Genomic DNA, 24848 nt, shown 5'->3' with positions numbered 1-24848 from the left:
CATGTCCCTGCAGCTCAGCGAAAAGCACTTCACCTCGGCGCAGCCTGAGTCCGCTGCGCGCCGGATCGTCACCTTCCGGGTCGGCGACCGTACCTTCGGCATCGATGTCGGCATGGTCCGCGAGATCAAGGGCTGGCAGGCGACGACGCCGCTGCCGCATGCGGCCCCGCATGTGCGCGGCGTGCTCAACCTGCGCGGCGTGATCCTCGCGGTCTACGATCTGCGCACCGCGATCGGCCTCGGCTCCACCGAAGCGACGGCGACCCATGTGATCGTTGTCGTCGATGTCGAGGACAAGACCGCCGGGCTGCTGGTCGACTCGGTCTCGGATATCGTCGACGTGCCGGTCAGCGCGGTCAGGCCGGCGCCGGACCTCGAGCGCGATGAGCACGGCTTGATCGAAGGCCTCGTCCTGCTCGACACCGAGATCGTCGCCTTGCTCGACCTCGCCGCGGTGATCCGCGACGGCGGCGACAACCAGGACAAGCAACTGCGCGTCGCCTGAGCGTCGTCGGCCTTGCCGGTAGCGCCCAGCCGGAATGCCGAATGATGGCCAGGAACGCCTGAGAGACAAAAAGAACCGATGACTCAGCTGGGCGCCTTCTCGAAACTCTCGGTCAAGCTGCCGGCGCTGTTCGCCGGCGGCGCTGCCGTTTCGGGTGGGCTCGTCGCATACGCGGTCCAGCAGAGCGCAATCGCCCGGCTTGGCGCCGTCGGCCTGTCCAGCCAGCAGGTCGAGGCGGCGCTGTCGGGCTTTGCCGGCACTGCCTTGTCGTTCGGTGTTGCCGGCGTCGCTCTCGCCGCCGGCCTCGGCTGGCTCGTAGCCCGTTCGCTGGCCCGGCCCGTCACGGCGCTGCGCGAGGGCATGGAGAAGCTCTCGGAAGGCGCGTCCGAGGCGCTACCGGAACTCGCCCGCCGCGACGAGATCGGCCAGCTCTCGCGGGCTCTGCGCCAGGTCCAGGAAAGCTCGGTCGAGGCCGGGCGGATCCGGGCGGCCCTCGACGGCTGCCGCACTGCGATCATGGTCTGCGATGCGAGCGGGCGGATCGTCTACGTCAACAAGTCGCTGCTAAAGTTCTTCAGCGAGGCGCAGGAGGATTTCCGCGCCGCCTTCCCGGGTGTCTCGGCCAAGGACATGCTCGGCAAGGTGCTGGAGCTGTTCACCGGCCCGCAGGGCATTCCCGAAGCGCGCGCGATGCGCGTCGCGCTTGGCAAGCGCATGGTCGGTCTGACGTTGACCGTCACGACGCAGCCCGACGGCCAGAGGCTGGGCTCGACCATCGAATGGCGCGAGCTGACCGAGGAATTGCGGGCCGCCGACGAGGTCGCTGCCGTCGTCGCCGCTGCGGCCGAGGGCGATTTCTCCCGGCGCGTGCCACTCGCCGGCAAGCCCGAGGCCCTGCAGCGCATCGCCACGGGCGTCAACGAGATCAACGCGATCGTCGAGGCCGCCACCGACGAGTTCGCCGCGGTGCTGGCGGGCCTCAGCGAAGGGGACCTGACCGGCCGCGTCGACGGCGCCTATGACGGGCGGCTCGGCGAGCTGAAGTCCGGCCTCAACCAGACATTGGCGCGGCTGACGCAGACCGTCTCCGGCATCCAGCTGGCGGCGGCGCATGTCGCGGCGACGGCCGTCGAGATCAAGGCGGGCGCGGTCGATCTTGCCGGGCGCACCGAACAGTCGGCAGCCGGCCTGGAGGAGACGGCAGAGACCACCGGCCAGCTCGCGGCCTCGATCACGCAGAGCGCCGGCCGCTCGCGCGCCGCGACCGAGCTCGCCGGCGAGGCGATGGCGGTTGCCGGCAGCGGGCAGCAGGTCGTCGCGGAGACGATCGCGGCGATCGGGCAGATGGAGCAGTCCTCGGCGCGTATCGCCGAGATCGTCTCCGTGATCGATGGCATCGCTTTCCAGACCAACCTGCTGGCGCTGAACGCCGCGGTCGAGGCAGCCCGTGCCGGCGATGCCGGCAAGGGCTTCGCTGTGGTGGCGAGCGAGGTGCGCACCCTGGCGCAGCGCTCGGCCACGGCCGCCAAGGACATCAAGGGCGTGATCGCCAACTCCAACGCGCAGGTCGCCGAAGGCGTGCGCCTGGTGCGCCGGACCGGCGAGACGCTCGGCAAGATCGTCGTGGCGGTCGAGCAGGTTTCGGCGACGGTGTCGGAGATCTCGCAGGCGAGTGCCGGTCAGGCCGGCGACATCGCTGCGATGAGCCGTTCCGTTTCGGCGATGGACCAGGCGACGCAGCAGAACGCGGCGCTGGCCGAGCAGAGCGCCGGCGCGGCAGCGAGCCTCGCCGAACAGACGCAGGCGCTGCGCGATCTCGCCGACGTCTTCCACTTCGAGCGGCCGATGGTTCATGCGCGCTCGCTGCCGGCCCACACACCGAGCGAGCCGCGGCGCCAGCCGGCCCGCCAGGACCATCATCGTTCCACCGAAGCCCGCCCCGCCGCTCCGCGCCGCCGCATCGCCGGTGGCGGCCGGATGGATGAGTGGGCGGACTCTTAAGTCTCGTCACCAAGGTCAGAGCATGCTTGCCCCGCAACCCGTCCAGTCGGACACGACGCTCAGCCGCGACGACATGGCCTTGGTGGCCAAGCTTGTCTACGAGCACGCCGGCATCGTCATCCGCGAGCACAAGGAGGCGATGGCGCGCGGCCGGCTGGCGCGGCGCGTCAAGGTGCTCGGCCTCGGCTCGATCGCGGAATACTGCGCTTATCTGCGCACGCCGGCGGCGGTCGACGAGATTCCCGAGCTGATCAACGCGGTCACCACCAACCACACCGCCTTCTTCCGCGAGCGCCACCATTTCGACCATTTGCGCAAGGACGTGCTGCCGCGGCTGATCCAGGAGCGGGCAGGGCGGCGCGGGCGCATCCGGATCTGGTCGGCGGCCTGCTCCTCGGGCGAGGAGCCCTACAGCGCCGCCGCGATCTCGCGCGACGTGATCGGCCATCGCAGCGATCTCGACTTCAAGATCCTCGCGACCGACATCGATACCGACATCCTCGACCGGGCGGCAGCCGGGCAATATCCGGCCGAGCAGTTCGACCGGTTGCCGGCCGACTTGCGCCCACTGCTCAGGCTGGAAGGCCAGAGCGCGCGCGGCGAAGCCCGCATCGCCGAGGACCTGAAGCGGCTCATCGCCTTCAAACGGCTCAACCTGATCGAGCGCTGGCCGATGAAGGGGCCGTTCGACGTGATCTTCTGCCGCAACGTCTTCATCTATTTCGACACGCCGACCAAGGCTGCGATCCTCGACCGCTATGTCGCTTTGCTGCAGCCGGGCGGCTTCCTCTATCTCGGCCACTCCGAATCCCTGCCGCAGCCGCATCCCCAGCTTCGGCTGATCGGCCGCACCATCTACGAGCGCACGGCATGAGCCTGACCCGATCCTCACGGCGCTATTTCGATCCGCGCTTCGAAGCGACCATCATCACAGTCGCGCCGGGCGAGCACGAGATCACCTCGGCCAAGGACGAGATCGTCGCCACAGTGCTCGGCTCCTGCGTCTCGGTCTGCATGCGCGACCCGAATATCGGCGTCGGCGGGCTCAACCACTTCCTGCTGCCGAAGAACAATGGCGGCACCGACGCCAGCGCCGGCGAGCGCTATGGCGACACCGCCATGGAGGTGCTGATCAACGGCCTGTTGAAGCGCGGCGCCAGGCGCGGCCAGCTCGAGGCCAAGGTCTTCGGCGGTGCCCGCGTGCTCTCCGGCGCCACCATGCTGGCGATCGGCGAGGGCAACATCATCTTCGTCAACGAGTTCCTCACCCGCGAGGGCATTCCGGTGGTATCCAGGGATGTCGGCGGCACGCGTTCGCGCCGCATCCACTACCAGCCCGCGACGGGGCGTGCCTGGGTCCAGCACGTCCAGCAGGCGGCGCGCGATCCCGAGCGCGAGCAGGAAATTGCCTATCTCAACCGCCTCAAGACGCAGCCGGTGGCTGGCGAAGTGGAGATCTGGTGATGAGCATGACCTCGTCCGCCGGCCCGGTGAAAGTCCTCGTCGTCGACGATTCCGTGCTGATGCAGAAGCTGATGACGCAGATCATCAACTCGACGCCCGGCTTCCAGGTGATGGGCGTCGCCGGCAGCGCCGAGGAGGGCTGGGACGCGATACAGGATCTACGGCCCGACATCCTGACGCTCGACCTCGAACTGCCCGGCCGGCACGGCCTCAAGCTGCTGGCGCGGGTGCTGAAGCAGGACCCGCTGCCGGTGCTGATCGTCTCGGCCTTCGGCGGGCCGGGCGCCGACAACACCATCCAGGCGCTGGAGCTCGGCGCGATCGACTTCATCGAAAAGCCCGATGGCTCGACGCATACGCTCGAAGGCTTCATGAAGCATGTCGCCGCGGCGCTGCAGCGCGCCTCGGCCAGCCGGCGGATGCTCGCGGCCGCCAAGGGGCTCGCGGCCCAACAGCGGCCAGCGGTGGCCGCGCCGGCCAGGCCGGCGGTGGCGTCTCATGCGCCAGCCAGTCACGGCAAGGTCTCGCTGATCGCGATCGGCGCCTCGACCGGCGGCGTGCCGGCGGTGCAGACGGTGATGCGCGATGCCGCGCATCTGCGCCTGCCGATCGCCGTGGTGCAGCACATGCCGGCTGGCTACACCGCCAAGTTCGCGGCGCGGCTTTCGGCCGCGACCGGGCTCGACGTGCGCGAAGCCGCCGATGGCGACCGCCTGCGGCCGGGCATGGCGGTGGTGGCGCCGGGCGGCCCGAAGCATCTCGAGATCGAGGAGCGCCGCGGCGAACTGATCTGCCATCTCAAGGACGCGCCGTTGGTCAGCGGGCACTGCCCTTCGGTCGACGTGATGTTCCATTCGGTCGCTCGCGCGCTCGGGGCGCAGGCGATCGGCGTGCTGCTTACCGGCATGGGCCGCGATGGCGCTGACGGTTTGTTAGCCATGCGCAAAGCAGGGGCTGCGACGTTAATCCAAAGTGGCGAGACCTGTGTGGTAAACGGGATGCCGAAAGCCGCGTTCGAGTTGGGCGCCGCCGAACGGGTCGTACCGCTCGACCAGATCGGAGGCGCCGTCGCGGGGTTGTTGGGCGAACGCCCGCAGCAGCGCACCGCGTAGATCATCGCGCGTCCGAACGGACGCGGTCGCGGTGATCTATCGCATTGTTATCGCATCGGATTATTCCGAAAAGTGGAGTCCACTTTTCGGTCCGATGCCATAGGAGAGTACGATGTCAAAGGCGAGAAGCGACTACCGCATCCTCGTGGTCGACGACCAGAAGAGCATGCGCGGCCTTGCCACCTATTTCCTCAAGCAGATCGAGTTCCAGGACATCGACGAGGCGGAGAACGCCCGCGAGGCCCTGATGAAGATGCAGGTCAAGCGCTACGACCTGCTGCTGCTCGACTGGAACATGGACGGGATGAGCGGCATCGACCTGCTGCGTGCCATCCGCTCGGTGCCGGAGCTCAACCAGATCAAGATCATCATGGCGACCTCGGAGCGCTCGGTCGACAAGATGGACGAGGCGACCAGCAACGGCGCCGACCATTATGTCGTGAAGCCCTATGAGCTGCGCGATCTCGAGGTGCGCGTGAAGAAGGTGCTGGCCTGCTGAGTGGCCGGCCTCCCTGGCGAATGATCGACGCTCCGGCCCGCGCCGGGGCGTTTTTCGTTGACGGGCTCCGCGGCGAAAGCCCTTCCCACCGCAAGCGGGGGGAAGGGAAAAGACCGCTCGCGGATATCTTACTTTGCGAGTAGGCTCTCTCGGAAGTAGCCTGGCAGCATCGCGGAGCTTGCCCATGCGCTTCCATCGCCGCCAGATTCTCGCCTTGCTCGCGCTTGCACCCGCTGTCCCGGCGCTTGCCGCGCAGGGCGAAGCCAACGCCTACGCCTTCAGCTTCGACCGGGCCGAAGGGGGGCGCATCCCGCTCTCGGCCTATCGCGGCAAGCCGATCCTGATCGTCAACACGGCGACGCAATGTGGGCTGGCCGGGCAGTTCGCCGGGCTGGAGCAGCTCTGGGAGCGTTATCGCGAGCGCGGCCTGATCCTGATCGCGGTGCCGAGCAATGATTTCGGCGGGCAAGAGCCGCTCGATGGCGCGGCGATCGCCGAAGCGGTCCGCCAGAGCCATGGCGCGAACTATCCGATCACCCAGAAGAATGTGGTTCGCGGCCCGGATGCGCATCCGTTCTATCGCTGGGCCGCCAATCAGCGCCCGAGCGAATTGCCGAGCTGGAACTTCCACAAATACCTGATCGGCCGCGACGGCAGCCTGGTCGGCAGCTTCAGCTCGCGGCTGGACCCGCTCTCGCCGGAGCTGATCCGCGCGATAGGGCAGGAGCTGGAGAAGGGCTGAGGCTGGACGGCAGCGCGCCATTACAGCGAGGGCTGCGTAACCCCGACAGGCTCTCTCTCCCGGAACGGGGGAGAGATGGAGAGGGGGCCGGCGCTACATTGGACCAGTCTCGGCTCTGCCCCCTCCCAACCCTCCCCCGTGCCGGGAGAGGGCTCCCGCGTATCGCGACCCGACATGGAACACTTTCCAAGGTCGATAAGAGGGGCGTGTTGCGAGGAGGCTCTCAACTGCGCGCGTAGATGTCCTCGATGCGGACGATATCGTCCTCACCTGTGTAACTGCCGACCTGGACCTCGATCAGCTCGAGCCCGATCTTGCCGGGATTCTTCAGCCGGTGCGTGCAGCCGATCGGCAGGTAGACCGACTCGTTCTCGTGGACGAAGCGGACAGTATCGTCGAGCGTGACCTCGGCCGTCCCGCTGACCACGACCCAGTGCTCGGCGCGGTGAAAATGCTTCTGCAGGCTGAGCTGGCCGCCCTCCTTGACGTGGATGTGCTTGACCTGGAAACGGGCGCCGATGTCGATGCGCTGATACCAGCCCCAGGGCCGGTAGATGCGCAAATGCTCGCTGGCCTCCGGGCGGCCCTCGGCCTTCATCTGTTCGACCAGGGTCTTGACCTTGCCGGCCGCCGCCATCGAGGCGACGAGCACGGCGTCACGGGTCGAGACCACGACGACGTCGTCGAGCCCGACCACGGTGGTCAGCACGTCTTCGCTGCGGATCAGCGAGCGATGGGTGTCGAGCGCGACCGCCGGGCCCTCCAGCACATTGCCGTCGCCGTCCTGCGGCTTGATCGCATGGATCGAATCCCAGGAACCGACATCCGACCAGTCGAAAGAGGCAGAGAGCATGCCGGCATGAGCGGTGCGCTCCATCACGGCATAGTCGATCGAGATCTTGGTGGCCTTGCCGAAGCTTTCGGGATCGAGCCGCAGGAAGTCGAGATCGCGCGTGGCCTTGTCGACCGCGGCCTCGGCCGCCGAGAGCACGGCGGGGGCATGGCGCGAGAGCTCATCGCGCATGGTCTTGGCCGAGAACAGGAAATTGCCGCTGTTCCAGAGATAGCCTTCGGCGACGTATTTTTCGGCGACATCGAGCTTCGGTTTCTCGACGAAGCGGGAGAGGCGGCTGGCGCCAGGCTCTGACAGCGCTTCGCCGGGAGCGAGATAGCCATAGGCGGTCGAGGGATGCGTCGGCTTGATGCCGAGCGTCATGATCAGGCCGGTTGCGGCCAGGCGTGTGGCACGCTTGCAATCCCCGCGGAAGGCTGCGGCATCGCTCACGACATGGTCGGAGGCGAGCGCGACGCAGACGGCTTCCGGATCGCGCTTGCCGGCCATGACCGTGCCGACCGCGATGGCCGCGGCGGAATCGCGCCGCTCGGGCTCCAGCACGATCTCGCCCTTGATGCCGAGCGCCAGCATCTGCTCGGCGACGATGAAGCGGAAATCATTGTTGGTGATGACGATCGGCGCGCCGAAAGCCGGATCCATCAGGCGCTGCAGCGTTGCCTGGAAGGTCGAGAGGCCATCATCCAGCAGCGCGATGAACTGCTTGGGCATGGTGTCGCGCGAAAGCGGCCAGAGCCGGGTGCCGGAGCCGCCGGCCATGACGAGGGGGACGATCTTTGCAGTCATATCGAACTTCCGGCGGAAACTGGTCCGTCTAGTCCTACAGCACCGAAGCTACCATCCGATAAACGCTCATAAGGAGAGGCGGGTGGTATCGGTCGAGGTATCGTTCACCCTTTCGGCTTCTGCCCCGGCCGGAACGCGACGATGACCGCCGGGTCGGTTTCGAGATAGGGGCCCTCGATCAGGTCGATGCAGTAGGGGATCGCCGGCATCACCGCGTCGAGGCATTCGGCGATCGCACGCGGGCGGCCAGGCAGGTTGACGATCAGCGACTTGCCGCGAATGCCGGCGAGCTGGCGCGAGAGGATCGCGGTCGGGACTTTCGCAAGGCTGACCTGGCGCATCAGCTCGCCGAAGCCCGGCATCAGCTTGTCGATCACGTCCTCTGTCGCTTCCGGCGTGACGTCGCGCGGGGCCGGGCCGGTGCCGCCCGTCGTGACGATCAGGCAGCAACCTTCCTTGTCGGCGAGCTCGGTCAGTGTCTGCGCGATGCCGGCGCGCTCGTCGGGAATGACGCGGGTTACCGCCTGCCAGGGGCTGGCCAATGCCTTGGCGAAGTAGTCGACGATGGCCGGGCCGCCCTCGTCGGCATAGACGCCGGCCGAGGCGCGGTCGGAGACGGTGACGATGCCGATCTTCGCGGGCGATGCCATGGTGGGTCCTCAGACGCGGTAGAAGTCGCGATACCAGCGCACCATCCGCCCGATACCCTCTGCGAGCGGGGTGTGCGGGCGGAAGCCGACCGCCGCCTCCAGCGCCGAAACGTCGGCGGCGGTGCGCAAGACGTCGCCGGGCTGGCGCGGCTTCATCTCCATCACCGCCTTCCTGCCGAGCGCCTGCTCGATCGTGGCGATGAACTCCATCAGCGGAACCGGGTCGGAATTGCCGATATTGTAGAGTCGCCACGGCGCAGAGGAGGTCGCGGGGCCGGGTTCGTCGCTCGACCAGGCCGGATCGGGCGCGGCGACCTGGTCGAGCACGCGGACAACGCCTTCGACGATGTCGTCGACATAGGTGAAGTCGCGCTCGTGCTTGCCTTCGTTGAAGACCTCGATCGGCTCGCCGGCCAGGATCTTCCGGGTGAAGATCATCGGCGCCATGTCGGGCCGGCCCCAGGGGCCATAGACCGTGAAGAAACGCAGGCCCGTGGTCGGCAGCCCGTAGAGATGGCTGTAGGCATGAGCCATGCCCTCGTTCGCCTTCTTGGTCGCGGCGTAGAGGCTGACCGGGTGGTCGACATTGTCCTCGACGCGGAAGGGCGTGCGGGTGTTGGCGCCGTAGACCGAGCTGGACGAGGCATAGACGAGGTGCTCGACGCCATTGCGGCGGCAGCCCTCGAGGACATGGCCGAAGCCGGTGAGGTTGGAATCGAGATAGGCTTGCGGGTTCTCGATCGAGAAGCGCACGCCGGCCTGGGCGCCGAGGTGGACGACGCGCTCGAAGCGCCCTTCCGCGAAGAGCCTGGCCATGCCGTCGCGATCGGCGAGATCGAGCTGTTCGAAGCTGAAGCGGTTATGGCCGTCGAGGCGAGCGAGTCGCGCCTGCTTCAAAGCGGGGTCGTAATAGTCGTTGAGATTGTCGATGCCGACGACCTCATCACCGCGTTCAAGCAGAACCCGGGCTGTCTCATTGCCGATGAAGCCGGCCGCCCCCGTCACCAGAACGCGCATGATCCTCCTCGTGCCAGACGCGGCGTTTCGTCCACCGTCTATCGAGCAGCTTGCGGCCCCGGTCAACGCGGGCTGCGGTCGCGCCAGTGTCTCAACCGCATGCGTGCCGTAGCCGCGAGGCGCGGCAGGGCGGCTGAATGGCCGGCGAGCGCGACGATCGCATTCGCCATCTCCTGCCGCTCGCCCCAGGGATAGGCCGACGGATCGACCCGATCGCCGGCACCGCTGTCGAGCCGGAACGGGCGGCCGGCAGCGAAGTCGGCGCGCAGCATCTCGATGGCCAGAGCCCGGCCGGGCGAGAGCCGGGACTTGTCCTCGTCATAGGCGATCTTGAGGAAATGAGCCTGCCCGGCGAGATCAAGCAGCAGCCCGCCGGCGATCGGCTGATCATCGAGCCGCAGCAGGTCGATGCGGATTCCGTCGGTGGCGGCAAACTTCTCGACGATCTTGCGGATGTAGGCGCTGTCGCGGGGCAGGCTGCCGAGGGCCGTGCCGCCGCGACCTTTCCAGCCAGCTGCTTCGAGCGTGAGGAACTCCTCCAGCGCGGTGATGGCGTTGGCACCGCGATGGCGCTGATAGGCGAGCGTGCCGGCCTTCTCCAGTTGGCGATGTTGCTGCATCCGCTTCTTATAGCCTTGGCCGAGGGTGCGGCGCAGATAGCGCTCCGCGTCGTCGCCGAGCTCGGGAATCAGCATGGGCCGCTGCCAGCGCTCGAAGCTCGCGATGGTGCTGCCTGTTGTTGCCAGCGCCGCTTCGAATGCGGTGAAGACGCTGCCCGCCACGGGTAACAGAGGCAGCTTCAGGACCTTCGGCAGGTCGGGTGCCTCGACGATGGCCGCGATCAGCGCTGCGGCGGCGTCATGCGCGCGTTCGCGGTCGAACACCGGGGCCGAGGACACCTCGTAGAGCGGCACCAGCGGCGCTTCGAGAACTGGGGCGAGCCCGCTATGGAGGCTGCGCGTTCGGCGCAGCGCCCAGAGGCCGAGCAGGCGCTCGTCGCCTTGCTCCTGCACCGCGAGGACGACGATATCGTCTTCGTTGATGCCGAAACCCAGCGCCGCCGCGACAGCGGCCGGCGCCATATGCAGATTGGGCGCATCGGCGCGCCGGCAGAGATCGGCGAAGGCTTCGGCGAGTGTCGCGCCATAGGTCCCGGCCGGCAGGCGGCGGACCGCGATCGAAACGGTCATGGGCGAGAGGGGCCACCGCGGCGGCGCAGGCCGAGCACGAAGGCGATCACCTGCGCGGTGGCGAGATAGAGCTCCTCGGGGATGCTGTCTTCGAGCTCGACCGCCGAGAGCGCCTGCGCCAAGGCGGCATTCTGCTCGATCGCGATGTCGTGCTCGCGTGCGGTCTCGATGATCTTTTCGGCGACGACGCCATGGCCCTTGGCGGTGACGCGCGGCGCGCCCTGGCCGTCATATTCGAGCGCGACGGCGAGCGGCAGCGGTTGCGACTGGCTCATGAGCGCCGGTCCAGGAACTGGCCGGCCGCCGCCTTGGCCTTTTGCGGATGGCCGGTGAAGACCTCGAACTCGGCGCTGTCGAAGCGCGACCTCAGCAGCGAGCTCTCCAGATCGGGCGTCGCCTGGCGCAGCAGCCGGCTGGTATCCTCGCGCTCGGCCCAGAAGGAGACGCCGATGGCGCGCCCTTGCAGGGTGACTACGCCCTGCAAGGCGCCGAGCGGTTCGACATCGAGCGCGAAGCGTACGCGCCAGAGCGGTGCGTCGGGCGTAGCCGAGCCGGATTGCGGTGGATCGCGCTCGATCTCGAGCGGCAGCACGGCGGTGCCGTTCGGCAGGGCGAGCGGAATTTCTGTTAGCCAGCGCGCCGGCGGCTGCTGATCGAGCCGGGCGGCTTCCTGCGGCAGCGAGGCGTATTGGGCGAGCGCGATGCGGTCGAGCGCCGCTTCGGCCTGGCCAAAAAGGGTCTGCGCGATTGCGGCCGGCCGGGCGGCGCTGCTCAGGCTCGGCTCGGTGGCGGCCTGAGGCGTCAGCAGGCCGTCTCGCGGCGGGGCAGGGCGGGCCTTGGCCGGTGTCGAGGCGGCGGCGTCTTGCTCGGGCGTGCTGCGCGGGAGCGGACGCCCAGGCTGCGGCGCAGCTTCGTTCGCGGCCTCGCCGGGGAGTGGCAATCTTGCCGGCGACGCGCCTTCGACCGCTGGTTTCAGCAGGTCGCGCAGGCTCTGCAGGGCCGCCTTCAGGTCGGTCTGTGGTGTCGGGGCTTCTCCCGCCGCCTGCCTGGCTTCGAGGAAGGTTCCGGAACGGGCGACCGCTGCCTTCAGCGCCTCGGCCGTGACAGGCCTCGCTTCGGCAGTCGGCAGGCGCTGGGCCAGAATCTGGTCGACCAGGGCCATCAAGGGCTTCGGCAAGGTCAGCGCGACGGAGCCCTTTGCCAGGCTGCCGAGATTGGCGAAGAGCGGGGCGAGGCTGTCCTGCCGTCCGAGCGCCGCGCCGAGCAGAGGACCGGCGACGGCGCGAGGCGAGGCGGCGGTCTGGGAAGCGACAGCAGCGGTTGTTGTGGTGAGTGGCGTGTGACCGGCTTGCAAGGCGTTGGCGCCCGCCAATGGCTGCGCGGTTGCGGGCGGGGCGCTCGCCGAGGTGGCCGCCTGTGTTTGCTGCGGAGTTGGCGGCGTGGTGCCAGCCGTCTGTTGCGCGGGCGCCGCCGGAGTATTGAGGCTGTTGGCAGGCGCCGGGCGAACACCGACCAGCGTCGCCTGCAATGGCGCACCAGGCTCGGCCGGTGCGGCGAGCTTGAGCATCAGGCTGGCGCCCGGCTGCAAAGCTGCCTGTCTGGCCTCCGGGCCGGCGAGCACGAGCGCGACCTTGACGCCGTTGACCAAAGCGGTGGCGTTGCCGTCAGGATCGAGCGCGACAAGCTTGGCTTCGACTGTCTTGCCGGCGGCAAGGCCGCCATTGCCAGTCATCGTCGCGAGCAGGGTCGCGAGATTCTGGCTCTTGATGAGCGCCGCGAGTTGTGCCGGATCGGACGGGATGGCTGCCATCGGAGAAGCCTGGCACGAAATGTTAAGGATTCTCTTGCGCGCGGCAGCGTTGCGTCAGCCGCGCTGGTGCGGAGACCGGCTCTGCGGCAGGTTGCCCGCCTGTTCTGGAGGTTTCGTCATGGATTATCGCGCGCTCGGCCGCTCCGGCCTCAAGGTCTCGCCGCTCTGCCTGGGCACGATGATGTTTGGTGCGCAGACCGAGGAAGCGGATGCGCGGGCGATCATCGACAGCGCCGCCGAGGCAGGGATCAACTTCATCGATACGGCGGACGTCTATGCCGAGGGGCGCTCGGAGGAGATCACCGGCCGCGCCATCGCCGGCAACCGCAATGGCTGGGTGCTGGCGACCAAGGCGGCGAACGCGATGGGCGATGGGCCGAACCAGCGCGGGCTCTCGCGCAAATGGCTGCTGGAGGCCTGCGATGCCAGCCTGAAGCGGCTCGGCACCGACTTCATCGACGTCTACTACCTGCACAAGGAAGACCATACGACGCCGCTGGCCGAGACGATCCGCGCGATCGGCGACCTCGTGCGGGCCGGCAAGATCCGCTATTTCGGCGTCTCCAATTATCGCGGCTGGCGTGTTGCCGAGATCTGCCGGCTCTGCGACGAGCTCGGCATCGACCGGCCTGTGGTCAGCCAGCCCTATTATAACGCGATGAACCGCATGCCCGAGGTCGAGCATCTGCCGGCCTGCGGCTATTACGGGCTCGGCGTCGCCAGCTATTCGCCGCTGGCGCGCGGCGTGCTGACGGCGAAATACGAGCCCGGCCAGGCGCCGCCGGAAGGCACCCGTGCCGGGCGCGCCGACAAGCGCCTGATGCAGACGGAATGGCGCGAGGAATCGCTGATCATTGCCCGCACGATCCGCGACCATGCCGCAGCGCGCGGCCTGACGCCCGTGCAGTTCGCGGTCCGCTGGGTGCTGAACAACAAGCTCTTGACCGCGGCCGTGGCGGGCCCGCGCACCATGGAGCAATGGCAGGGTTATCTCTCGGCGCTGTCAGCCGGTTTCACCGCCGAGGACGAGGCGCTGGTCGATCGACTCGTGCCAACCGGCCATCCCTCGACGCCGGGCTATAGCGATCCGGCCTATCCGCTGGAGGGGCGCCTGGCGCGCACTGGCTGAACCTGCTCAGGGGTGCAACTTCAGTCCCTTGATCGCCTTGTCGACGGCCTTGCGCTCGCCGTGCAGGGCGATGCCGACGAGGTCGAGCGCTTCGGTCGTCACCGCCTCGACCGCAGCGCGATTGGCCTCGTCATGGCCGGTCGCGAACAACTCGCGCGTGTAGAGCGAGGGCGTTAGCCCAGCTTCGCCGGCCCGCCGCAGCACGCGGGTGAGGTCGGCCGAGCTCGCGGCGAAGATCAGGATCGGCTGGCGCACCAGCGGGCCGTAGACCTGGCCGGAGCCGTCGCGGTAAGCTTGACCGCCGAGTTCCGGCGCGGCGGCGACCAACCCTCCGGACAGGAAGGCGGTGACGTTGAGCTTCTGCCAAGCGGCGAGCTCGTCATGGACGATGATGGCAATCTTGGTGTCGAAGCGCATGACGACAGCGATAGAGCCCACCAAGCCGGTGGGTCTTGAACGTTCGTGCGCCACCGCTTCGTCCGGCGACTGGATCCGTACGGCGCCGGATGGCGAAGGCATCGAGCGGATCGAGGCCTTCTTCAGCGGCCATGCCTATGACACCCACCGGCACGACACCTATGCGATCGGCTACACGATCAGCGGGGTGCAGAGCTTCGACTATCGCGGCGCGCAGCGGGATTCGACGCCGGGCGACCTGATCGTGCTGCATCCGGACGAATTGCATAACGGCCGGGCCGGGATCGAGAGCGGCTTTCGCTACCGCATGGCCTATGTCGAACCCGGCCTGATCATGGCGGCGCTCGCCGGGCGCGCCAGCGCGATGCCGTTCATCGGCAATGCCGTCTGCCGTGATGGCAGCCTGATGCGGGCGCTGGTTGGCCTGCTCGGCGATGTCGGGCATGGGCTGGAGCCGCTGGAGCGCGATGCAGCGGTCGGGGCGCTGGCCGAGGCGCTGCTCAAGCTCGATCCGTCCTGTGGGCTTGATGGGGCGGAGACGCCGGCGATGCGGGCCTGCGAGCGGGCGCGCGATTTTCTGAGCGAGAGCCGCGACGAAGCGATCGATTCCACGCAGCTGGAAGCGATCACCGGGCTCGACCGCTATGCGCTGGCGCGGCAGTTCCGCCGCCGCTACGGCACCAGCCCGCATCATTACCTGGTGATGCGCCGGCTGGAGCGGGCAAGGCTGCTGATCCGCCAGGGCGAAGAGCTGGCCGAGGCGGCCGCGGCGAGCGGCTTCGCCGATCAGAGCCATATGACCCGGCATTTCCGCAAGGCCTATGGGCAATCGCCCGGACGCTGGCGGGCGATGCAGGTCGGAGACAGGCCGGAGGCGGCCTGAGCGGCGCTCAGTTCATCACGCAGAAGCCGCCGATGACCGTCTGCGAACGGCACCAGATCTGCGGCTCCGCCGGCTGTGTGCTCCGCAGGTCGGTCGCGTTGGCTGCAGCGACGGTGGTTGGTGTCGCGCTGCGGAGCGGCTGGTTCGCGGCTGCGCTTTCCCCCTGGCGGCTGCGCAAAGCCGGCGTCGCGACGAGATGGGAGCCGTCACGGTGGCCCTGGCTCGTCGGCGTGGCGTGTGAACGGCCGCCGAAGCGGAACTTGGCGGCTTCGGCGCTCGCCGGCAGAAGGGCCATGGCGAGAGTGGCGACAGCGAGAAGACGGATCATGCCAGGCTCCATTGCGCGGCCTGAGCGTGCCTGAGCATGCTTGTCCTGCCCAGCGAAGCTTCGGATCAAGCTGAGCAAGGGGTTAAGCGGATGGCGCGGGCTGCTGCAAGATCAGGCGCGGGCTCCGGTCAGGCCGGCCCATGCCGCCATGGCGCCCTGCGCCACCGCCTCCAGCTCGACGCGGCTGGCGCCATCGCGGGCGCGGATCGACATGCCCTGCTGCACCGTGGCGTAGAAGGCGGCAATCGCCGGCGGATCGCAGCTTGCGGGCAACTCGCCCCGGGCGATGTCGTTCCGCAGGCGCGCTTCCATCACGCCCTGCATCTCGCCGCGGGCATCGCGCAGGGCGCGGCCGGCTTCGTCGCTCGTGCCGGCGGCATGGATGACTGAGAGCACGACCATGCAGCCGGCCGGCTTGCCGGGGCGGCTGAACAGGGCGGCCGAGCGCATCAGGTAGATCCCGATCGCCTCGCGGGCGGTCGGTGCGGCGGCGATCGCGGCGGCGAGCTCGGCGCCGTCGCCCGCCTCATAGAGCGCCAGCGCTTCGCGATAGAGCGCCTCCTTGCTGCCGAAGCAGGCGTAGAGGCTCGGCGCATTGATGCCCATCGCCGCGGTGAGCTCGCTCATCGAGGCGCCCTGGAAGCCCTTCTCCCAGAACAGCAGCATGGCCTTCTGCAGGGCTTCAGCCCGGTCGAAGGCGCGTGGGCGGCCACGTTCGGCCATGATCGCTACCTTTCTGTATCGACCGATAAATAAATCGCTTGACGCTTTGGGGCAAGCGAGGCATCGATATCTGTATCAATTACTACAGATATGGTAACCCATGACGGAACTGGCTGGCAAAAGGGCTCTGGTGACCGGCGGCAGCCGCGGCATCGGCGCGGCGACCGCGCTCCGGCTGGCGCAGGACGGGGCGGATGTGGCGCTGACCTATGAGCACGCCCGCGACAAGGCCGAGGCCGTGGCAGGCCAGATTCGGGCGCTCGGACGCAAGGCCGTGGTGCTGCAGGCCGACAGTGCCGATCCGGCGGCGCTCGCGGCGGCCGTCGACAAGGCCGCGGCGGAGCTCGGCGGGCTCGACATCCTCGTGAACAATGCCGGCATCTGGCACTATGGCGAGGTCGGGAGCTGGAGCCTCGACGAGATCGACAAGGTCATCGCCGTCAATGTCCGCGCCGTGATCGTCGCCTCGCAGGCCGCGGCGAAGCATCTGCCCGATGGCGGGCGGATCATCACCACCGGCTCATGCCTGGCCGAGCGCGTGACCGATCCGGGCATCGCCCTCTATGCGATGAGCAAGGCGGCGCTGATCGGCTTCACCAAGGGCCTCGCCCGCGATCTCGGAGCGCGCGGCATCACCGTCAACGTCGTCCATCCTGGATCGACCGATACCGACATGAACCCGGCCGATGGCGACCATGCCGACGACCAGCGCGCCAAGATGGCGATCCCACGCTACGGCAAGGCCGAGGACATCGCCGGATTGATCGCCTATCTCGCCAGCGAGGAAGGGCGGTTCATCACCGGCGCGGGCATCGCCATCGATGGCGGGGTGAATACCTGAGGCTCAGTGCCCCGGCAGGACGATGATCGTCGGTTTCGTCGGAAGCGTCGCCTTCGACAACACGATCTCCGGCCGCTCGCGCCGCTCGACCGGCCAGAGGTCCTGCGAGCGGGCGAGGAAACGATTGAGCGTGCCGCCGCCGAAGAAGTGCATGGGTATCATTACCCTGGCCTGCACGGCCTTCAGCACCTCCAGCATGCCCTCCTGGTCGAGCGTATAGCTGCCATCGACCGGGAAGAGCACGATATCGACCCGCCCGAGCGCGCGTAAATGGCCGGGTTCGAGCGGGTGATGGAGATGGCCGAGATGGGCAATACAGAGCTCGCCGATCTCGAAGACGAACATCGAGTTGCCGTCATAGTCGGTGTCGCCGCCATAGGTGCGGATATTGGTCGGGACGTTGCGCACGCGCAGGTCGCCCATCGTGACGTCGTGACGGGCGGCGCCCTTGCCTGAGGGGTCCCAGCCCGGCAGCACCTGCTTGATGGCGGGATCCGGCGCACGCGAATAATGCGTCGAATGCGCCTTGTTCATCGTAGCGATGTCGGGCGTCACCGGCGGACGGACATAGTCGTTGTAGTCGGTCGCCGCCTTCACCCCGCTGGCCGTCTCGATCAGGAAGGTGGCGTGACCGACGAAGGTCAGCTTCACCTCGTCCTTGCCGAGGTTCACGCGTTGGATCGGCAGGCGGAGCGAGGCCATCTCGGGCCGGCAGCCGGGCTCATTCGCCTGAGCGAGGGCAGGGGCGGCGAGCCCGGTCGCGAGGATGGCGGCGAGACCAAATCGCCATAGCATCGTCGCAACGGTCATCGTCGGCTCCCGGAGCAGTTGGTGCACCGGGAGCTTCCCGCAAAAGCCGGACCACGAAAAGCCGGCTGGCGGGTTTGTGAAGCGTCAGCCCTTGCTGACCCGCACGGTCGCGTCGGCGCGCTTCTCCAGGCCGGGCAGCAGTTCGAGGCCGAGGCCCGGTGCTTCCGAGACGGTGATCATGCCGTCCTTCATCGCCGGCAGCTCCGTGACGAGCTCGGTGTACCAGCCGGTGTAGAAGGCACGGACCGATTCTTGGATCAGCGCGTTGCGGGCGTGCAGCGAGAAATGGCACGACGCCGCATAGACCACCGGGCCGGTGCAGTCATGCGGCGCGACCGGGGTATGCCAGGCCTCGGCCATGCCGGCGATCTTGCGCGCTTCCGAGAGGCCGCCGCACCATGACAGGTCGAGCATCACCACGCCGGCCGCCTTAGTCTCGAGATAGTCGCGGAAGGAGTGGGTATAGGCCAGCGTCTCCGAGGCGCAGACCCAGGCCTTGGAATGGCGGGCGTATTCGCCGAGGTCCTGGACGTTGTCGAGCCGGAACGGGTCCTCGTGCCAGTAGGTGTCGAACTCGGCGAGGCGCTCGGCTAGCTTCTTGGCCATGGGCAGGCTCCAGAGCGAGTGGAACTCGACCATGATGTCCATCTTGTCGCCGACCGCCCTCCGGATCTTGCGGAAGGGTTCCAGCGCCGTGTTCAGCTCCTGCGGGCTGATGTCCCAGCCGGCGGTGCGTTCGGCGGCGATGTCGAAGGGCCAGATCTTCATGCCGGTGATGCCCTGCTCCAGCAGGGAATGCGCCAGTTCGTCGGCCCGGTAGAGGAAGCCTTCGAGGTCCTCATAGGGGCCGCCCTGCTCGCCGACATGCCAGTTCGCGACCTTCTGGGCACGGGCGTCGCGGATGTATTTGTAGCCCGCGCAGGTGTTGTAGGTGCGGATGGTGTCGCGGGAGCGGCCGCCGAGCGCGATCGAGACCGGCTGGCCGATCGCCTTGCCGTAGATGTCCCAGAGCGCGAGGTCGACGGCCGAGTTGCCGCGCGTCTCGACGCCCGAGCCGCGCCAGCCGAGATAATTGTTCAGGCTGGCATTGCGGGCCTCGATCTGCAGCGGATCCTGGCCGATCAGCTTGGGCGCGACGCTCTCATGCAGATAGGCCTCGACCGCGGCGGCGCCCATGAAGGTCTCGCCGAGGCCGACGAGCCCGTCATCGGTGTGCAGGCGCACCCAGACGAGGTTGCCGAACTCGGCAAGGCGGATGGTTTCGAGGGCGGTGATCTTCATGGGTGGTCCGGATCGGTTGGAAGAGGGGCGCAGATCAGGCGTCATTCTCGGGCTTGACCCGAGAATCTCATGACTGGAGGGCGCTGGTTTCCGAGATGGTCGGGGCAAGCCCGACCATGACGGCGTCGGTGGGCTCGCTTACTTCCCGCGCAGTTTGGCGAGGTCGGCCTGAATGCGCTCGATCGTGTCCTTGCCAATCGTCGCCTGGTGGCGCTGGTACACGGCCTGGGTGCTGTCGCGCATCTTGGCGAGCTCCTCGGCGCTGACCTCGCTGACCTGCATGCCCTTGGCCTTGAGATTGGCGAGGGACTTGTCGTTGAGCTCGCGCGAGACCTTGCGCTCCTCGTCGCGGCCGACGATGGCGCAGTCGCTGAGGATCTTCTGCTCCTCGGCCGAGAGCTGGTCCCAGAGCTTCTTCGAATAGAGCATCAGGAACGGCGTATAGGCGTGCCGCGACAGGGTCAGATACTTCTGGACCTCGTAGAGCTTCGAGGTGTCGATGGTGACGAGCGGGTTCTCCTGGCCGTCGATCGCATGGGTCTCCAGCGCCGCGAAGACCTCGCCGAAGGCCATCGGCGTCGCATTGGCGCCCATGGTCTTGAAGCTGTCGAGGAAGATGTTGTTCTGCATGACGCGAACCTTGAGCCCGGTCATCTCCTCGGCCTTGGTCACGGCCCGCTTCGAATTGGTGAGATTGCGGAAGCCGTTCTCCCAATAAGCGAGGTTGACCACGCCGAAGCCCGGCAGCTTGTCAGAGATGTACTTGCCGAAGGCGCCGTCGAGCACCGCGTCGGCCTCCTTCTCGTCGGTGAAGAGGAAGGGCAGGTCGAAGACGCCGAGCTCGGGCATGATGCCGACCAGCGGCGAGGACGAGGTGATCACCATCTCCTGCGTGCCGGCGCGCAGCGCCTGCGTCGCCTGCAGGTCGCCGCCGAGCGCGCCGCCCCAGAAGGCCTGGAGCTTGAGCTTGCCGCCGGATTTCTCGGCCATGCAGGCCTTCATCTTGGCGACGCCATTGCCGACCGGGTGATCCTCGTTGATGCCGTTGGAGACACGGATATTGCGCTCCTTGATCTGCGCCTGGGCGGTGCCGGCGATAGCCGCGAGCGCGACGCCGGCGACGAGCGAGAGGAGGCGGGCTGTCTTGGTCCGAGTTGCCTTGGTCATGATCTACTCCCTGGTACTGAACTCTTCTTGGGTTTTGGTGGGGCAGGCTTTGTCTCAGCGGCCGCTCAGCCAGGCGAGCGGCACCATCACGAGCTGCGGGAACAGCACGAGCAGGAACATCGCGATCGACTGGGCGATGAAGAACGGCCAGACGCCGCGCATCACCGCGCTCATCGGCACGCGGGCGACGCCGCAGACGACGTTGAGCACGATGCCGACCGGCGGCGTGATCAGGCCGATGGCGTTGTTGATGATGAAAAGGACGCCGAAATAGATCGGGTCGATGCCGGCCTGCTTGACGATCGGCATCAGCACCGGCGTCAGGATCAGCACGGTCGGGGTGAAGTCGAGCGCGGTGCCGACCGCCATGACCAGCAGCATGATGATGATCATCAGCACGGTCTTGTTGCCCATGAAGGGTTCGAGCAGCGAGGAGAGCTCGGCCGGGATGTTGGCCTGCGTGATCAGCCAGGCCGAGACCACGGCCGCGGCGACCAGCAGCATCACGGCGCTGGTCGTCTTGGCGGCCAGCAGCGTCACCCGGTAGAGGTCGCTCGGCTTCAGCTCGCGATAGACGAACATGCCAACGATCAGCGCGTAGACGGTTGCGACTACAGCCGCTTCCGTCGGCGTGACGATGCCGAAGCGGATGCCGCCGAGGATCGCGATCGGCATCAAGAGCGCGAGCGAACCGTCCCAGGTCGCCTGCAGGCGCTCGCGACCGGTCCGGCGCGGCAGCACTGTCAGCTGATCGCGGCGGCTGACGATCCACCAGGCGATGACCAGCGAGAGGCCGATCAGGAGGCCGGGGAAGACGCCGGCGAGGAAGAGCTTGGTGATGGACAGGTTTGCGGCGACGCCGAAGACGATGAAGCCGATCGAGGGCGGGATGATCGGGGCGATGATGCCGCCGGACGCGATCAGGCCGGCCGAACGGCCGACATCGTAGCCGGCGCTGCGCATCATCGGCAGCAGGATCGAGGCGAGCGCCGCAGTGTCGGCCGCGGCCGAGCCCGAGAGCGAGGCCATGATGATCGCCGCGAAGATCGCGACATAGCCGAGGCCGCCATGGAGATGGCCGACCAGCGAGAGCGCGAAGTTGACGATGCGCTTAGAGAGGCCGCCGGCATTCATCAATTCGCCGGCGAGCAAGAAGAAGGGAATGGCGAGGAGCTGGAAGGAATCCGCGCCGATGATCATGTTCTGCGCGATGATCTGGGTGTCGTAGACGCCGAGCCAGAACATCAGGCAGACGGCGCAGACGATCAGTGCGAAGGCGATCGGCATGCCGAGCGCCATCGCTCCGCAGAGCGAGACGAGGAAGACGGCGACGGTCATTCCAGGTGCCCCTTGAGATTATGCGAGGGGCTGGCGCTGTAGTCGCCGGCGAATTCCGCGAGCTCGTACGGGCCGAGCTTGCCGGTCAGCGCCCGGAACAGGCGGCCGAGCGTGATCAGCGCGATGCCGGCGCCGGCGAAATAGAGCACGCCGTAGACATAGGCCATGCTGATGCCGGTAACCGGGGCAACGGAGGTCTCGTTGATCGCCTGCTGCTTCCAGGTACCTTCCAGCAGCATCAGGCAGCAGATGAAGACGATGGCGTCGCTGACGATCATGCAGAGGCGTCGGCCCTTGTCGCCGAGCGCTCCGATGAGGCTGTCGACGCCGAGATGGCCGTTCTCGCGCATCACCACGACGGCGCCGATGAAGGTCAGCCAGACGAAGAAATAGCGCGACAGCTCCTCCGACACGTCGATGCCGGAGTTGAACAGATAGCGCAGCACGACATTGCCGAACACCATCACCACCATGCCAGCGAGCAGGGCGACGAGGCTGAACTCAAGCGCGCGTAAGACCCACCTTTCGGCGTGACGCAGCATTGGACGTTTCCCGTTGGTCTGTTGTTGTCGGCTTTCCGGCGCTCTTCGGCGCTTCGGATCTGGGCGCTTCGGTCTTGATGCGGGCGGCGTTTTCCATGTCGGCGCGGGCGACCGCGATCAGCTCGGCCATGGTCCGCCTGGCACGTTCAGGATCGCGGGCGACGATGGCGTCGGTGACGACGCGGTGGATCGCGAGCGAGGCCCGCGCGCGCTCATGGTCGTGCATGGAGAGCCCGAACGAGGCCTTCAGCACGGCCTGCAGGATCGGCTTGAGCTGAATCAGCAGCAGGTTGCCGGAGGCCTCGAGGATCGCTTCGTGGAAGCGGTAGTCGGCGGTCTGGTGGGCCGGCTTGTCGTCCGCAGCCGTCATCGCGGTCATCGCGGCGGTGATCTCGGCGATCTGTTGTTCGGTGCCGCGCTCGGCCGCGAGGCCGGCGGCCGTCGGCTCGATCATGCCGCGCAGTTCGAGCAGGTCGCGCTGGAAGCCGCTCGCCATGTCGGCATCCGTCATCCAGCCCATCACCTGCGGATCGAGCAGGCGCCAGGCCGAGACCGGTTGGACCCGCGAGCCGACGCGCGGGCCGGTGACGATCAGCCCCAGCGCCTGCAGCGTCTTGGTCGCCTCGCGGATGACGGTGCGGCTGACGCCGTAGCGCGCGCAGAGCTCGTCTTCCCGGGGGAGTGTCCCATCGAGCCCGATCTGGCCGGAGACGATCTCCCGGCCGAGCCGGTCGACGAGGTGCGCATGGAAGTTCGAAGGGCGAGCCATAGATAGATCATATCATCATATGATTGAGTCGCAAGTAGGCCTTTGGGCTGGAGCCCGGAGACGGCGCCGGAATGCGGTTGGGAGGGGAGGTGGAGAAGCGGTCGTCCGACGAAAGGGCGCGCCGCTGAGCGGGTCTGCGGCTTCGGAGCGGGCTGGACGGTTGCGGGCAGGGCGGCTGGTCGCTACATAGCGGCCAGATTTCCCGAAAGCCTCAGCGCCCAGTCCGAAGCGGAGCCCGCACGCCCCATGTCTCGTCAGTTCATCTACCATATGCGCGGCCTGTCGAAGACCTATCCGGGCGGCAAGCAGGTCCTGAAGGACATCCATCTCAGCTTCTATCCGGACGCCAAGATCGGCGTGCTCGGTGTCAACGGCGCCGGTAAGTCGACCTTGCTCAAGATCATGGCCGGCTTCGACAAGGAGTGGACCGGCGAGGCCTGGGTCGCCGAAGGCGCGCGCGTCGGCTACCTGCCGCAGGAGCCCAAGCTCGACGAGACGCTGACCGTCCGCGAGAACGTCATGCTCGGCGTCGGCCCGCAGAAGGCGATCCTCGACCGCTACAACGAACTCGCCATGAACTATTCGGACGAGACCGCGGACGAGATGACCAATCTCCAGGACGAGATCGAGGCCAAGGGCCTGTGGGATCTCGATTCCAAGGTCGACCAGGCTATGGACGCGCTGCGCTGCCCGCCGGACGACTGGCAGGTCGGCAAGCTCTCGGGCGGCGAGCGCCGCCGTGTCGCCATGTGCAAGCTCCTGCTGGAGCAGCCCGAGCTGCTGCTGCTCGATGAGCCGACCAACCATCTCGACGCTGAGACCACCGCCTGGCTGGAAGGGCATCTGCGGACCTATCCGGGCGCGATCCTGATCGTCACCCACGATCGCTACTTCCTCGACAACGTCACCAGCTGGATCCTCGAGCTCGATCGCGGCCAGGGCATCCCCTATGAGGGCAACTACTCGGCCTGGTCGGTGCAGAAGCAGAAGCGTCTCGCCCAGGAAGGCCGCGAGGACGCCTCGCGCCAGAAGACGCTGGAGCGCGAGGCCGAGTGGATGGCCGCCTCGCCGAAGGCGCGCCAGGCCAAGAGCAAGGCCCGTATCCAGCGCTATGACGAGCTGGTCCAGAAGGCCTCGAACAAGGGGCCGGACACCGCGCAGATCATCATCCCGATCGCCGAGCGGCTGGGTAACAACGTCGTCGATTTCGAGGGGCTTTCCAAAGGCTTCCAGGACAAGCTTCTCATCGATGACCTCACCTTCAAGCTGCCGCCGGGCGGCATCGTCGGCGTGATCGGCCCCAACGGTGCCGGCAAGACCACGCTGTTCAAGATGATCACCGGCGTCGAGAAGCCGGATGCCGGCACGATCAAGATCGGCGAGAGCGTGCAGCTCGGCTATGTCGACCAGAGCCGCGACTCGCTCGACGACAAGAAGAATGTCTGGGAAGAAATCTCGGGCGGAAACGACATCATCTATCTCGGCAAGAAAGAAATCAATTCAAGGGCTTATTGCTCGGCTTTCAACTTCAAGGGCGGCGACCAGCAGAAGAAGGTCGGCTCGCTTTCGGGCGGTGAGCGCAACCGCGTCCACCTCGCCAAGATGCTGAAGAGCGGCGCCAACGTCCTCCTGCTCGACGAGCCGACCAACGACCTCGACGTCGATACCCTTCGCGCGCTCGAAGAGGCGCTGGAGGATTATGCCGGCTGCGCCGTGATCATCAGCCACGATCGCTGGTTCCTCGACCGCATCGCCACCCACATCCTCGCCTTCGAGGGCGACAGCCATGTCGAGTGGTTCGAGGGCAACTTCCAGGATTACGAGGAAGACAAGCAGCGCCGGCTGGGTATCGACAGCACCATTCCGAAGCGCATCCAGTACAAGAAGTTCACGCGCTAAGCCGCTGGCGCAGGATTCAAAACGGCCCGCGCTCCGGAAACGGGGCGCGGGCTTTTTCTATCGGGTGGCCAGATCGAGTGCATGACGGTGTG

The 24848-nt window shown here is 67.3% G+C and carries 26 protein-coding genes; 11 read left to right on the top strand and 15 right to left on the bottom strand.

Going from position 1 to position 24848, the window contains the following annotated elements:
* Nucleotide 1 precedes the first annotated feature (1 nt).
* From VGV58_RS16590 to VGV58_RS16560, 7 genes are all read left to right on the top strand, one after another.
* Complete coding sequence (locus VGV58_RS16590) at nucleotides 2-505, top strand: chemotaxis protein CheW (RefSeq protein ID WP_057190852.1); 504 nt, start codon at nucleotides 2-4, stop codon at nucleotides 503-505.
* 78 nt (nucleotides 506-583) lie between these two features.
* On the top strand, nucleotides 584-2506 hold the full coding sequence (locus tag VGV58_RS16585) for a methyl-accepting chemotaxis protein (RefSeq protein WP_326875134.1): 1923 nt from the start codon (nucleotides 584-586) through the stop codon (nucleotides 2504-2506).
* Nucleotides 2507-2528: 22 nt separating this feature from the next.
* A complete protein-coding gene (locus VGV58_RS16580) occupies nucleotides 2529-3380 on the top strand; it encodes a CheR family methyltransferase (RefSeq protein WP_326875133.1) in 852 nt (283 codons plus the stop codon).
* The gene (locus VGV58_RS16575; protein WP_326875132.1) at nucleotides 3377-3970 is read left to right on the top strand and encodes a chemoreceptor glutamine deamidase CheD; all 594 of its coding nucleotides are present in this window, start codon (nucleotides 3377-3379) and stop codon (nucleotides 3968-3970) included. Before VGV58_RS16580 ends, VGV58_RS16575 begins: the two co-directional genes overlap by 4 nt.
* On the top strand, nucleotides 3970-5082 hold the full coding sequence (gene cheB / locus VGV58_RS16570; RefSeq protein WP_326875131.1) for a chemotaxis-specific protein-glutamate methyltransferase CheB: 1113 nt from the start codon (nucleotides 3970-3972) through the stop codon (nucleotides 5080-5082). Before VGV58_RS16575 ends, cheB begins: the two co-directional genes overlap by 1 nt.
* A gap of 112 nt (nucleotides 5083-5194) precedes the next feature.
* Complete coding sequence (locus VGV58_RS16565) at nucleotides 5195-5581, top strand: response regulator (RefSeq protein WP_291679682.1); 387 nt, start codon at nucleotides 5195-5197, stop codon at nucleotides 5579-5581.
* A 184-nt stretch (nucleotides 5582-5765) separates the two neighbouring features.
* Nucleotides 5766-6323, top strand: coding sequence for a glutathione peroxidase (locus VGV58_RS16560; protein ID WP_326875130.1), 558 nt, complete (start codon nucleotides 5766-5768; stop codon nucleotides 6321-6323).
* Between the two features lie 223 nt (nucleotides 6324-6546).
* Here VGV58_RS16560 and VGV58_RS16555 read toward each other — a convergent pair whose 3' ends face one another.
* The 6 genes from VGV58_RS16555 to fliK all read right to left on the bottom strand — a co-directional run bounded on the left by VGV58_RS16555 (nucleotide 6547) and on the right by fliK (nucleotide 12629).
* On the bottom strand, nucleotides 6547-7962 hold the full coding sequence (locus tag VGV58_RS16555; RefSeq protein WP_326875129.1) for a mannose-1-phosphate guanylyltransferase/mannose-6-phosphate isomerase: 1416 nt from the start codon (nucleotides 7960-7962) through the stop codon (nucleotides 6547-6549).
* A gap of 104 nt (nucleotides 7963-8066) precedes the next feature.
* A complete protein-coding gene (mog, locus tag VGV58_RS16550) occupies nucleotides 8067-8612 on the bottom strand; it encodes a molybdopterin adenylyltransferase (RefSeq protein WP_326875128.1) in 546 nt (181 codons plus the stop codon).
* 9 nt (nucleotides 8613-8621) lie between these two features.
* On the bottom strand, nucleotides 8622-9629 hold the full coding sequence (locus VGV58_RS16545) for an NAD-dependent epimerase (protein ID WP_326875127.1): 1008 nt from the start codon (nucleotides 9627-9629) through the stop codon (nucleotides 8622-8624).
* A gap of 62 nt (nucleotides 9630-9691) precedes the next feature.
* Nucleotides 9692-10819 carry a GNAT family N-acetyltransferase gene (locus VGV58_RS16540; RefSeq protein WP_326875126.1) on the bottom strand — a complete coding sequence of 376 codons (1128 nt, stop codon included), beginning with the start codon at nucleotides 10817-10819 and terminating at the stop codon, nucleotides 9692-9694.
* On the bottom strand, nucleotides 10816-11094 hold the full coding sequence (locus tag VGV58_RS16535; protein ID WP_152012428.1) for an EscU/YscU/HrcU family type III secretion system export apparatus switch protein: 279 nt from the start codon (nucleotides 11092-11094) through the stop codon (nucleotides 10816-10818). Before VGV58_RS16535 ends, VGV58_RS16540 begins: the two co-directional genes overlap by 4 nt.
* Nucleotides 11091-12629: a flagellar hook-length control protein FliK gene (fliK, locus tag VGV58_RS16530; protein WP_326875124.1), complete on the bottom strand. Its 1539-nt coding sequence runs from the start codon at nucleotides 12627-12629 to the stop codon at nucleotides 11091-11093. The genes VGV58_RS16535 and fliK overlap by 4 nt, the downstream gene beginning before the upstream one ends.
* Nucleotides 12630-12747: 118 nt before the next feature.
* On the opposite strand from fliK, the gene VGV58_RS16525 reads away from it, so the two are divergent.
* Entirely contained in the window at nucleotides 12748-13758 is a 1011-nt protein-coding gene (locus tag VGV58_RS16525) for an aldo/keto reductase (protein WP_326875123.1), read from the top strand.
* Nucleotides 13759-13764: 6 nt separating this feature from the next.
* Here the strand turns inward: VGV58_RS16525 and VGV58_RS16520 are convergent, their stop codons facing one another.
* Nucleotides 13765-14175, bottom strand: coding sequence for a DUF2000 family protein (locus tag VGV58_RS16520; RefSeq protein WP_326875122.1), 411 nt, complete (start codon nucleotides 14173-14175; stop codon nucleotides 13765-13767).
* Between VGV58_RS16520 and VGV58_RS16515 the strand changes: the two genes are divergently transcribed.
* Nucleotides 14174-15058 carry an AraC family transcriptional regulator gene (locus VGV58_RS16515; protein ID WP_326875121.1) on the top strand — a complete coding sequence of 295 codons (885 nt, stop codon included), beginning with the start codon at nucleotides 14174-14176 and terminating at the stop codon, nucleotides 15056-15058. The genes VGV58_RS16520 and VGV58_RS16515 overlap by 2 nt on opposite strands.
* A gap of 7 nt (nucleotides 15059-15065) precedes the next feature.
* On the opposite strand, the gene VGV58_RS16510 is transcribed toward VGV58_RS16515, so the two are convergent.
* Together VGV58_RS16510 and VGV58_RS16505 are read right to left on the bottom strand one after the other, a co-directional pair.
* A complete protein-coding gene (locus VGV58_RS16510) occupies nucleotides 15066-15386 on the bottom strand; it encodes a hypothetical protein (RefSeq protein ID WP_326875120.1) in 321 nt (106 codons plus the stop codon).
* A gap of 111 nt (nucleotides 15387-15497) precedes the next feature.
* Nucleotides 15498-16109, bottom strand: a complete 612-nt coding sequence (locus VGV58_RS16505; protein ID WP_326875119.1) for a TetR/AcrR family transcriptional regulator — start codon at nucleotides 16107-16109, stop codon at nucleotides 15498-15500.
* 100 nt (nucleotides 16110-16209) lie between these two features.
* On the opposite strand from VGV58_RS16505, the gene VGV58_RS16500 reads away from it, so the two are divergent.
* A complete protein-coding gene (locus VGV58_RS16500; RefSeq protein ID WP_326875118.1) occupies nucleotides 16210-16950 on the top strand; it encodes an SDR family NAD(P)-dependent oxidoreductase in 741 nt (246 codons plus the stop codon).
* A 3-nt stretch (nucleotides 16951-16953) separates the two neighbouring features.
* On the opposite strand, the gene VGV58_RS16495 is transcribed toward VGV58_RS16500, so the two are convergent.
* The 6 genes from VGV58_RS16495 to VGV58_RS16470 form a co-directional block, all read right to left on the bottom strand.
* Nucleotides 16954-17760 (bottom strand): MBL fold metallo-hydrolase, encoded by an 807-nt coding sequence (locus VGV58_RS16495; RefSeq protein WP_326875117.1) that lies wholly within the window; start codon nucleotides 17758-17760, stop codon nucleotides 16954-16956.
* An 84-nt stretch (nucleotides 17761-17844) separates the two neighbouring features.
* Nucleotides 17845-19041: a mandelate racemase/muconate lactonizing enzyme family protein gene (locus VGV58_RS16490; RefSeq protein WP_326875116.1), complete on the bottom strand. Its 1197-nt coding sequence runs from the start codon at nucleotides 19039-19041 to the stop codon at nucleotides 17845-17847.
* Nucleotides 19042-19179: 138 nt separating this feature from the next.
* Nucleotides 19180-20208 (bottom strand): TRAP transporter substrate-binding protein, encoded by a 1029-nt coding sequence (locus VGV58_RS16485; protein WP_326875115.1) that lies wholly within the window; start codon nucleotides 20206-20208, stop codon nucleotides 19180-19182.
* Between the two features lie 54 nt (nucleotides 20209-20262).
* Nucleotides 20263-21546, bottom strand: coding sequence for a TRAP transporter large permease subunit (locus VGV58_RS16480; RefSeq protein WP_326875114.1), 1284 nt, complete (start codon nucleotides 21544-21546; stop codon nucleotides 20263-20265).
* Entirely contained in the window at nucleotides 21543-22088 is a 546-nt protein-coding gene (locus tag VGV58_RS16475) for a TRAP transporter small permease (RefSeq protein WP_326875113.1), read from the bottom strand. Before VGV58_RS16475 ends, VGV58_RS16480 begins: the two co-directional genes overlap by 4 nt.
* Nucleotides 22048-22857: a FadR/GntR family transcriptional regulator gene (locus VGV58_RS16470; RefSeq protein WP_326875112.1), complete on the bottom strand. Its 810-nt coding sequence runs from the start codon at nucleotides 22855-22857 to the stop codon at nucleotides 22048-22050. Before VGV58_RS16470 ends, VGV58_RS16475 begins: the two co-directional genes overlap by 41 nt.
* A gap of 246 nt (nucleotides 22858-23103) precedes the next feature.
* On the opposite strand from VGV58_RS16470, the gene ettA reads away from it, so the two are divergent.
* Nucleotides 23104-24756: an energy-dependent translational throttle protein EttA gene (ettA, locus tag VGV58_RS16465; RefSeq protein WP_326875111.1), complete on the top strand. Its 1653-nt coding sequence runs from the start codon at nucleotides 23104-23106 to the stop codon at nucleotides 24754-24756.
* Nucleotides 24757-24848 lie beyond the last annotated feature (92 nt).

The sequence above is a fragment of the Allobosea sp. genome, assembly GCF_035944895.1.
Classification (GTDB): domain Bacteria; phylum Pseudomonadota; class Alphaproteobacteria; order Rhizobiales; family Beijerinckiaceae; genus Allobosea.
Note: the sequence above shows the minus strand (reverse complement) of the source record. Positions and strands in the feature narration are given on the sequence as shown.

Bases quoted from the DNA above. Each gene is read 5' to 3' on its own strand.
- ettA (WP_326875111.1), top strand. From the start codon at position 23,104: ATGTCTCGTCAGTTCATCTACCATATGCGCGGCCTGTCGAAGACCTAT.
- fliK (WP_326875124.1), bottom strand. From the start codon at position 12,629: ATGGCAGCCATCCCGTCCGATCCGGCACAACTCGCGGCGCTCATCAAG.
- VGV58_RS16505 (WP_326875119.1), bottom strand. From the start codon at position 16,109: ATGGCCGAACGTGGCCGCCCACGCGCCTTCGACCGGGCTGAAGCCCTG.
- VGV58_RS16485 (WP_326875115.1), bottom strand. From the start codon at position 20,208: ATGACCAAGGCAACTCGGACCAAGACAGCCCGCCTCCTCTCGCTCGTC.
- VGV58_RS16500 (WP_326875118.1), top strand. From the start codon at position 16,210: ATGACGGAACTGGCTGGCAAAAGGGCTCTGGTGACCGGCGGCAGCCGC.
- VGV58_RS16495 (WP_326875117.1), bottom strand. From the start codon at position 17,760: ATGACCGTTGCGACGATGCTATGGCGATTTGGTCTCGCCGCCATCCTC.
- VGV58_RS16540 (WP_326875126.1), bottom strand. From the start codon at position 10,819: ATGACCGTTTCGATCGCGGTCCGCCGCCTGCCGGCCGGGACCTATGGC.
- VGV58_RS16510 (WP_326875120.1), bottom strand. From the start codon at position 15,386: ATGATCCGTCTTCTCGCTGTCGCCACTCTCGCCATGGCCCTTCTGCCG.
- VGV58_RS16470 (WP_326875112.1), bottom strand. From the start codon at position 22,857: ATGGCTCGCCCTTCGAACTTCCATGCGCACCTCGTCGACCGGCTCGGC.
- VGV58_RS16560 (WP_326875130.1), top strand. From the start codon at position 5,766: ATGCGCTTCCATCGCCGCCAGATTCTCGCCTTGCTCGCGCTTGCACCC.
- VGV58_RS16480 (WP_326875114.1), bottom strand. From the start codon at position 21,546: ATGACCGTCGCCGTCTTCCTCGTCTCGCTCTGCGGAGCGATGGCGCTC.
- VGV58_RS16565 (WP_291679682.1), top strand. From the start codon at position 5,195: ATGTCAAAGGCGAGAAGCGACTACCGCATCCTCGTGGTCGACGACCAG.
- VGV58_RS16555 (WP_326875129.1), bottom strand. From the start codon at position 7,962: ATGACTGCAAAGATCGTCCCCCTCGTCATGGCCGGCGGCTCCGGCACC.
- VGV58_RS16590 (WP_057190852.1), top strand. From the start codon at position 2: ATGTCCCTGCAGCTCAGCGAAAAGCACTTCACCTCGGCGCAGCCTGAG.
- VGV58_RS16575 (WP_326875132.1), top strand. From the start codon at position 3,377: ATGAGCCTGACCCGATCCTCACGGCGCTATTTCGATCCGCGCTTCGAA.
- cheB (WP_326875131.1), top strand. From the start codon at position 3,970: ATGAGCATGACCTCGTCCGCCGGCCCGGTGAAAGTCCTCGTCGTCGAC.
- VGV58_RS16475 (WP_326875113.1), bottom strand. From the start codon at position 22,088: ATGCTGCGTCACGCCGAAAGGTGGGTCTTACGCGCGCTTGAGTTCAGC.
- VGV58_RS16525 (WP_326875123.1), top strand. From the start codon at position 12,748: ATGGATTATCGCGCGCTCGGCCGCTCCGGCCTCAAGGTCTCGCCGCTC.
- VGV58_RS16545 (WP_326875127.1), bottom strand. From the start codon at position 9,629: ATGCGCGTTCTGGTGACGGGGGCGGCCGGCTTCATCGGCAATGAGACA.
- VGV58_RS16515 (WP_326875121.1), top strand. From the start codon at position 14,174: ATGACGACAGCGATAGAGCCCACCAAGCCGGTGGGTCTTGAACGTTCG.
- VGV58_RS16490 (WP_326875116.1), bottom strand. From the start codon at position 19,041: ATGAAGATCACCGCCCTCGAAACCATCCGCCTTGCCGAGTTCGGCAAC.
- VGV58_RS16535 (WP_152012428.1), bottom strand. From the start codon at position 11,094: ATGAGCCAGTCGCAACCGCTGCCGCTCGCCGTCGCGCTCGAATATGAC.
- VGV58_RS16520 (WP_326875122.1), bottom strand. From the start codon at position 14,175: ATGCGCTTCGACACCAAGATTGCCATCATCGTCCATGACGAGCTCGCC.
- VGV58_RS16580 (WP_326875133.1), top strand. From the start codon at position 2,529: ATGCTTGCCCCGCAACCCGTCCAGTCGGACACGACGCTCAGCCGCGAC.
- VGV58_RS16585 (WP_326875134.1), top strand. From the start codon at position 584: ATGACTCAGCTGGGCGCCTTCTCGAAACTCTCGGTCAAGCTGCCGGCG.
- mog (WP_326875128.1), bottom strand. From the start codon at position 8,612: ATGGCATCGCCCGCGAAGATCGGCATCGTCACCGTCTCCGACCGCGCC.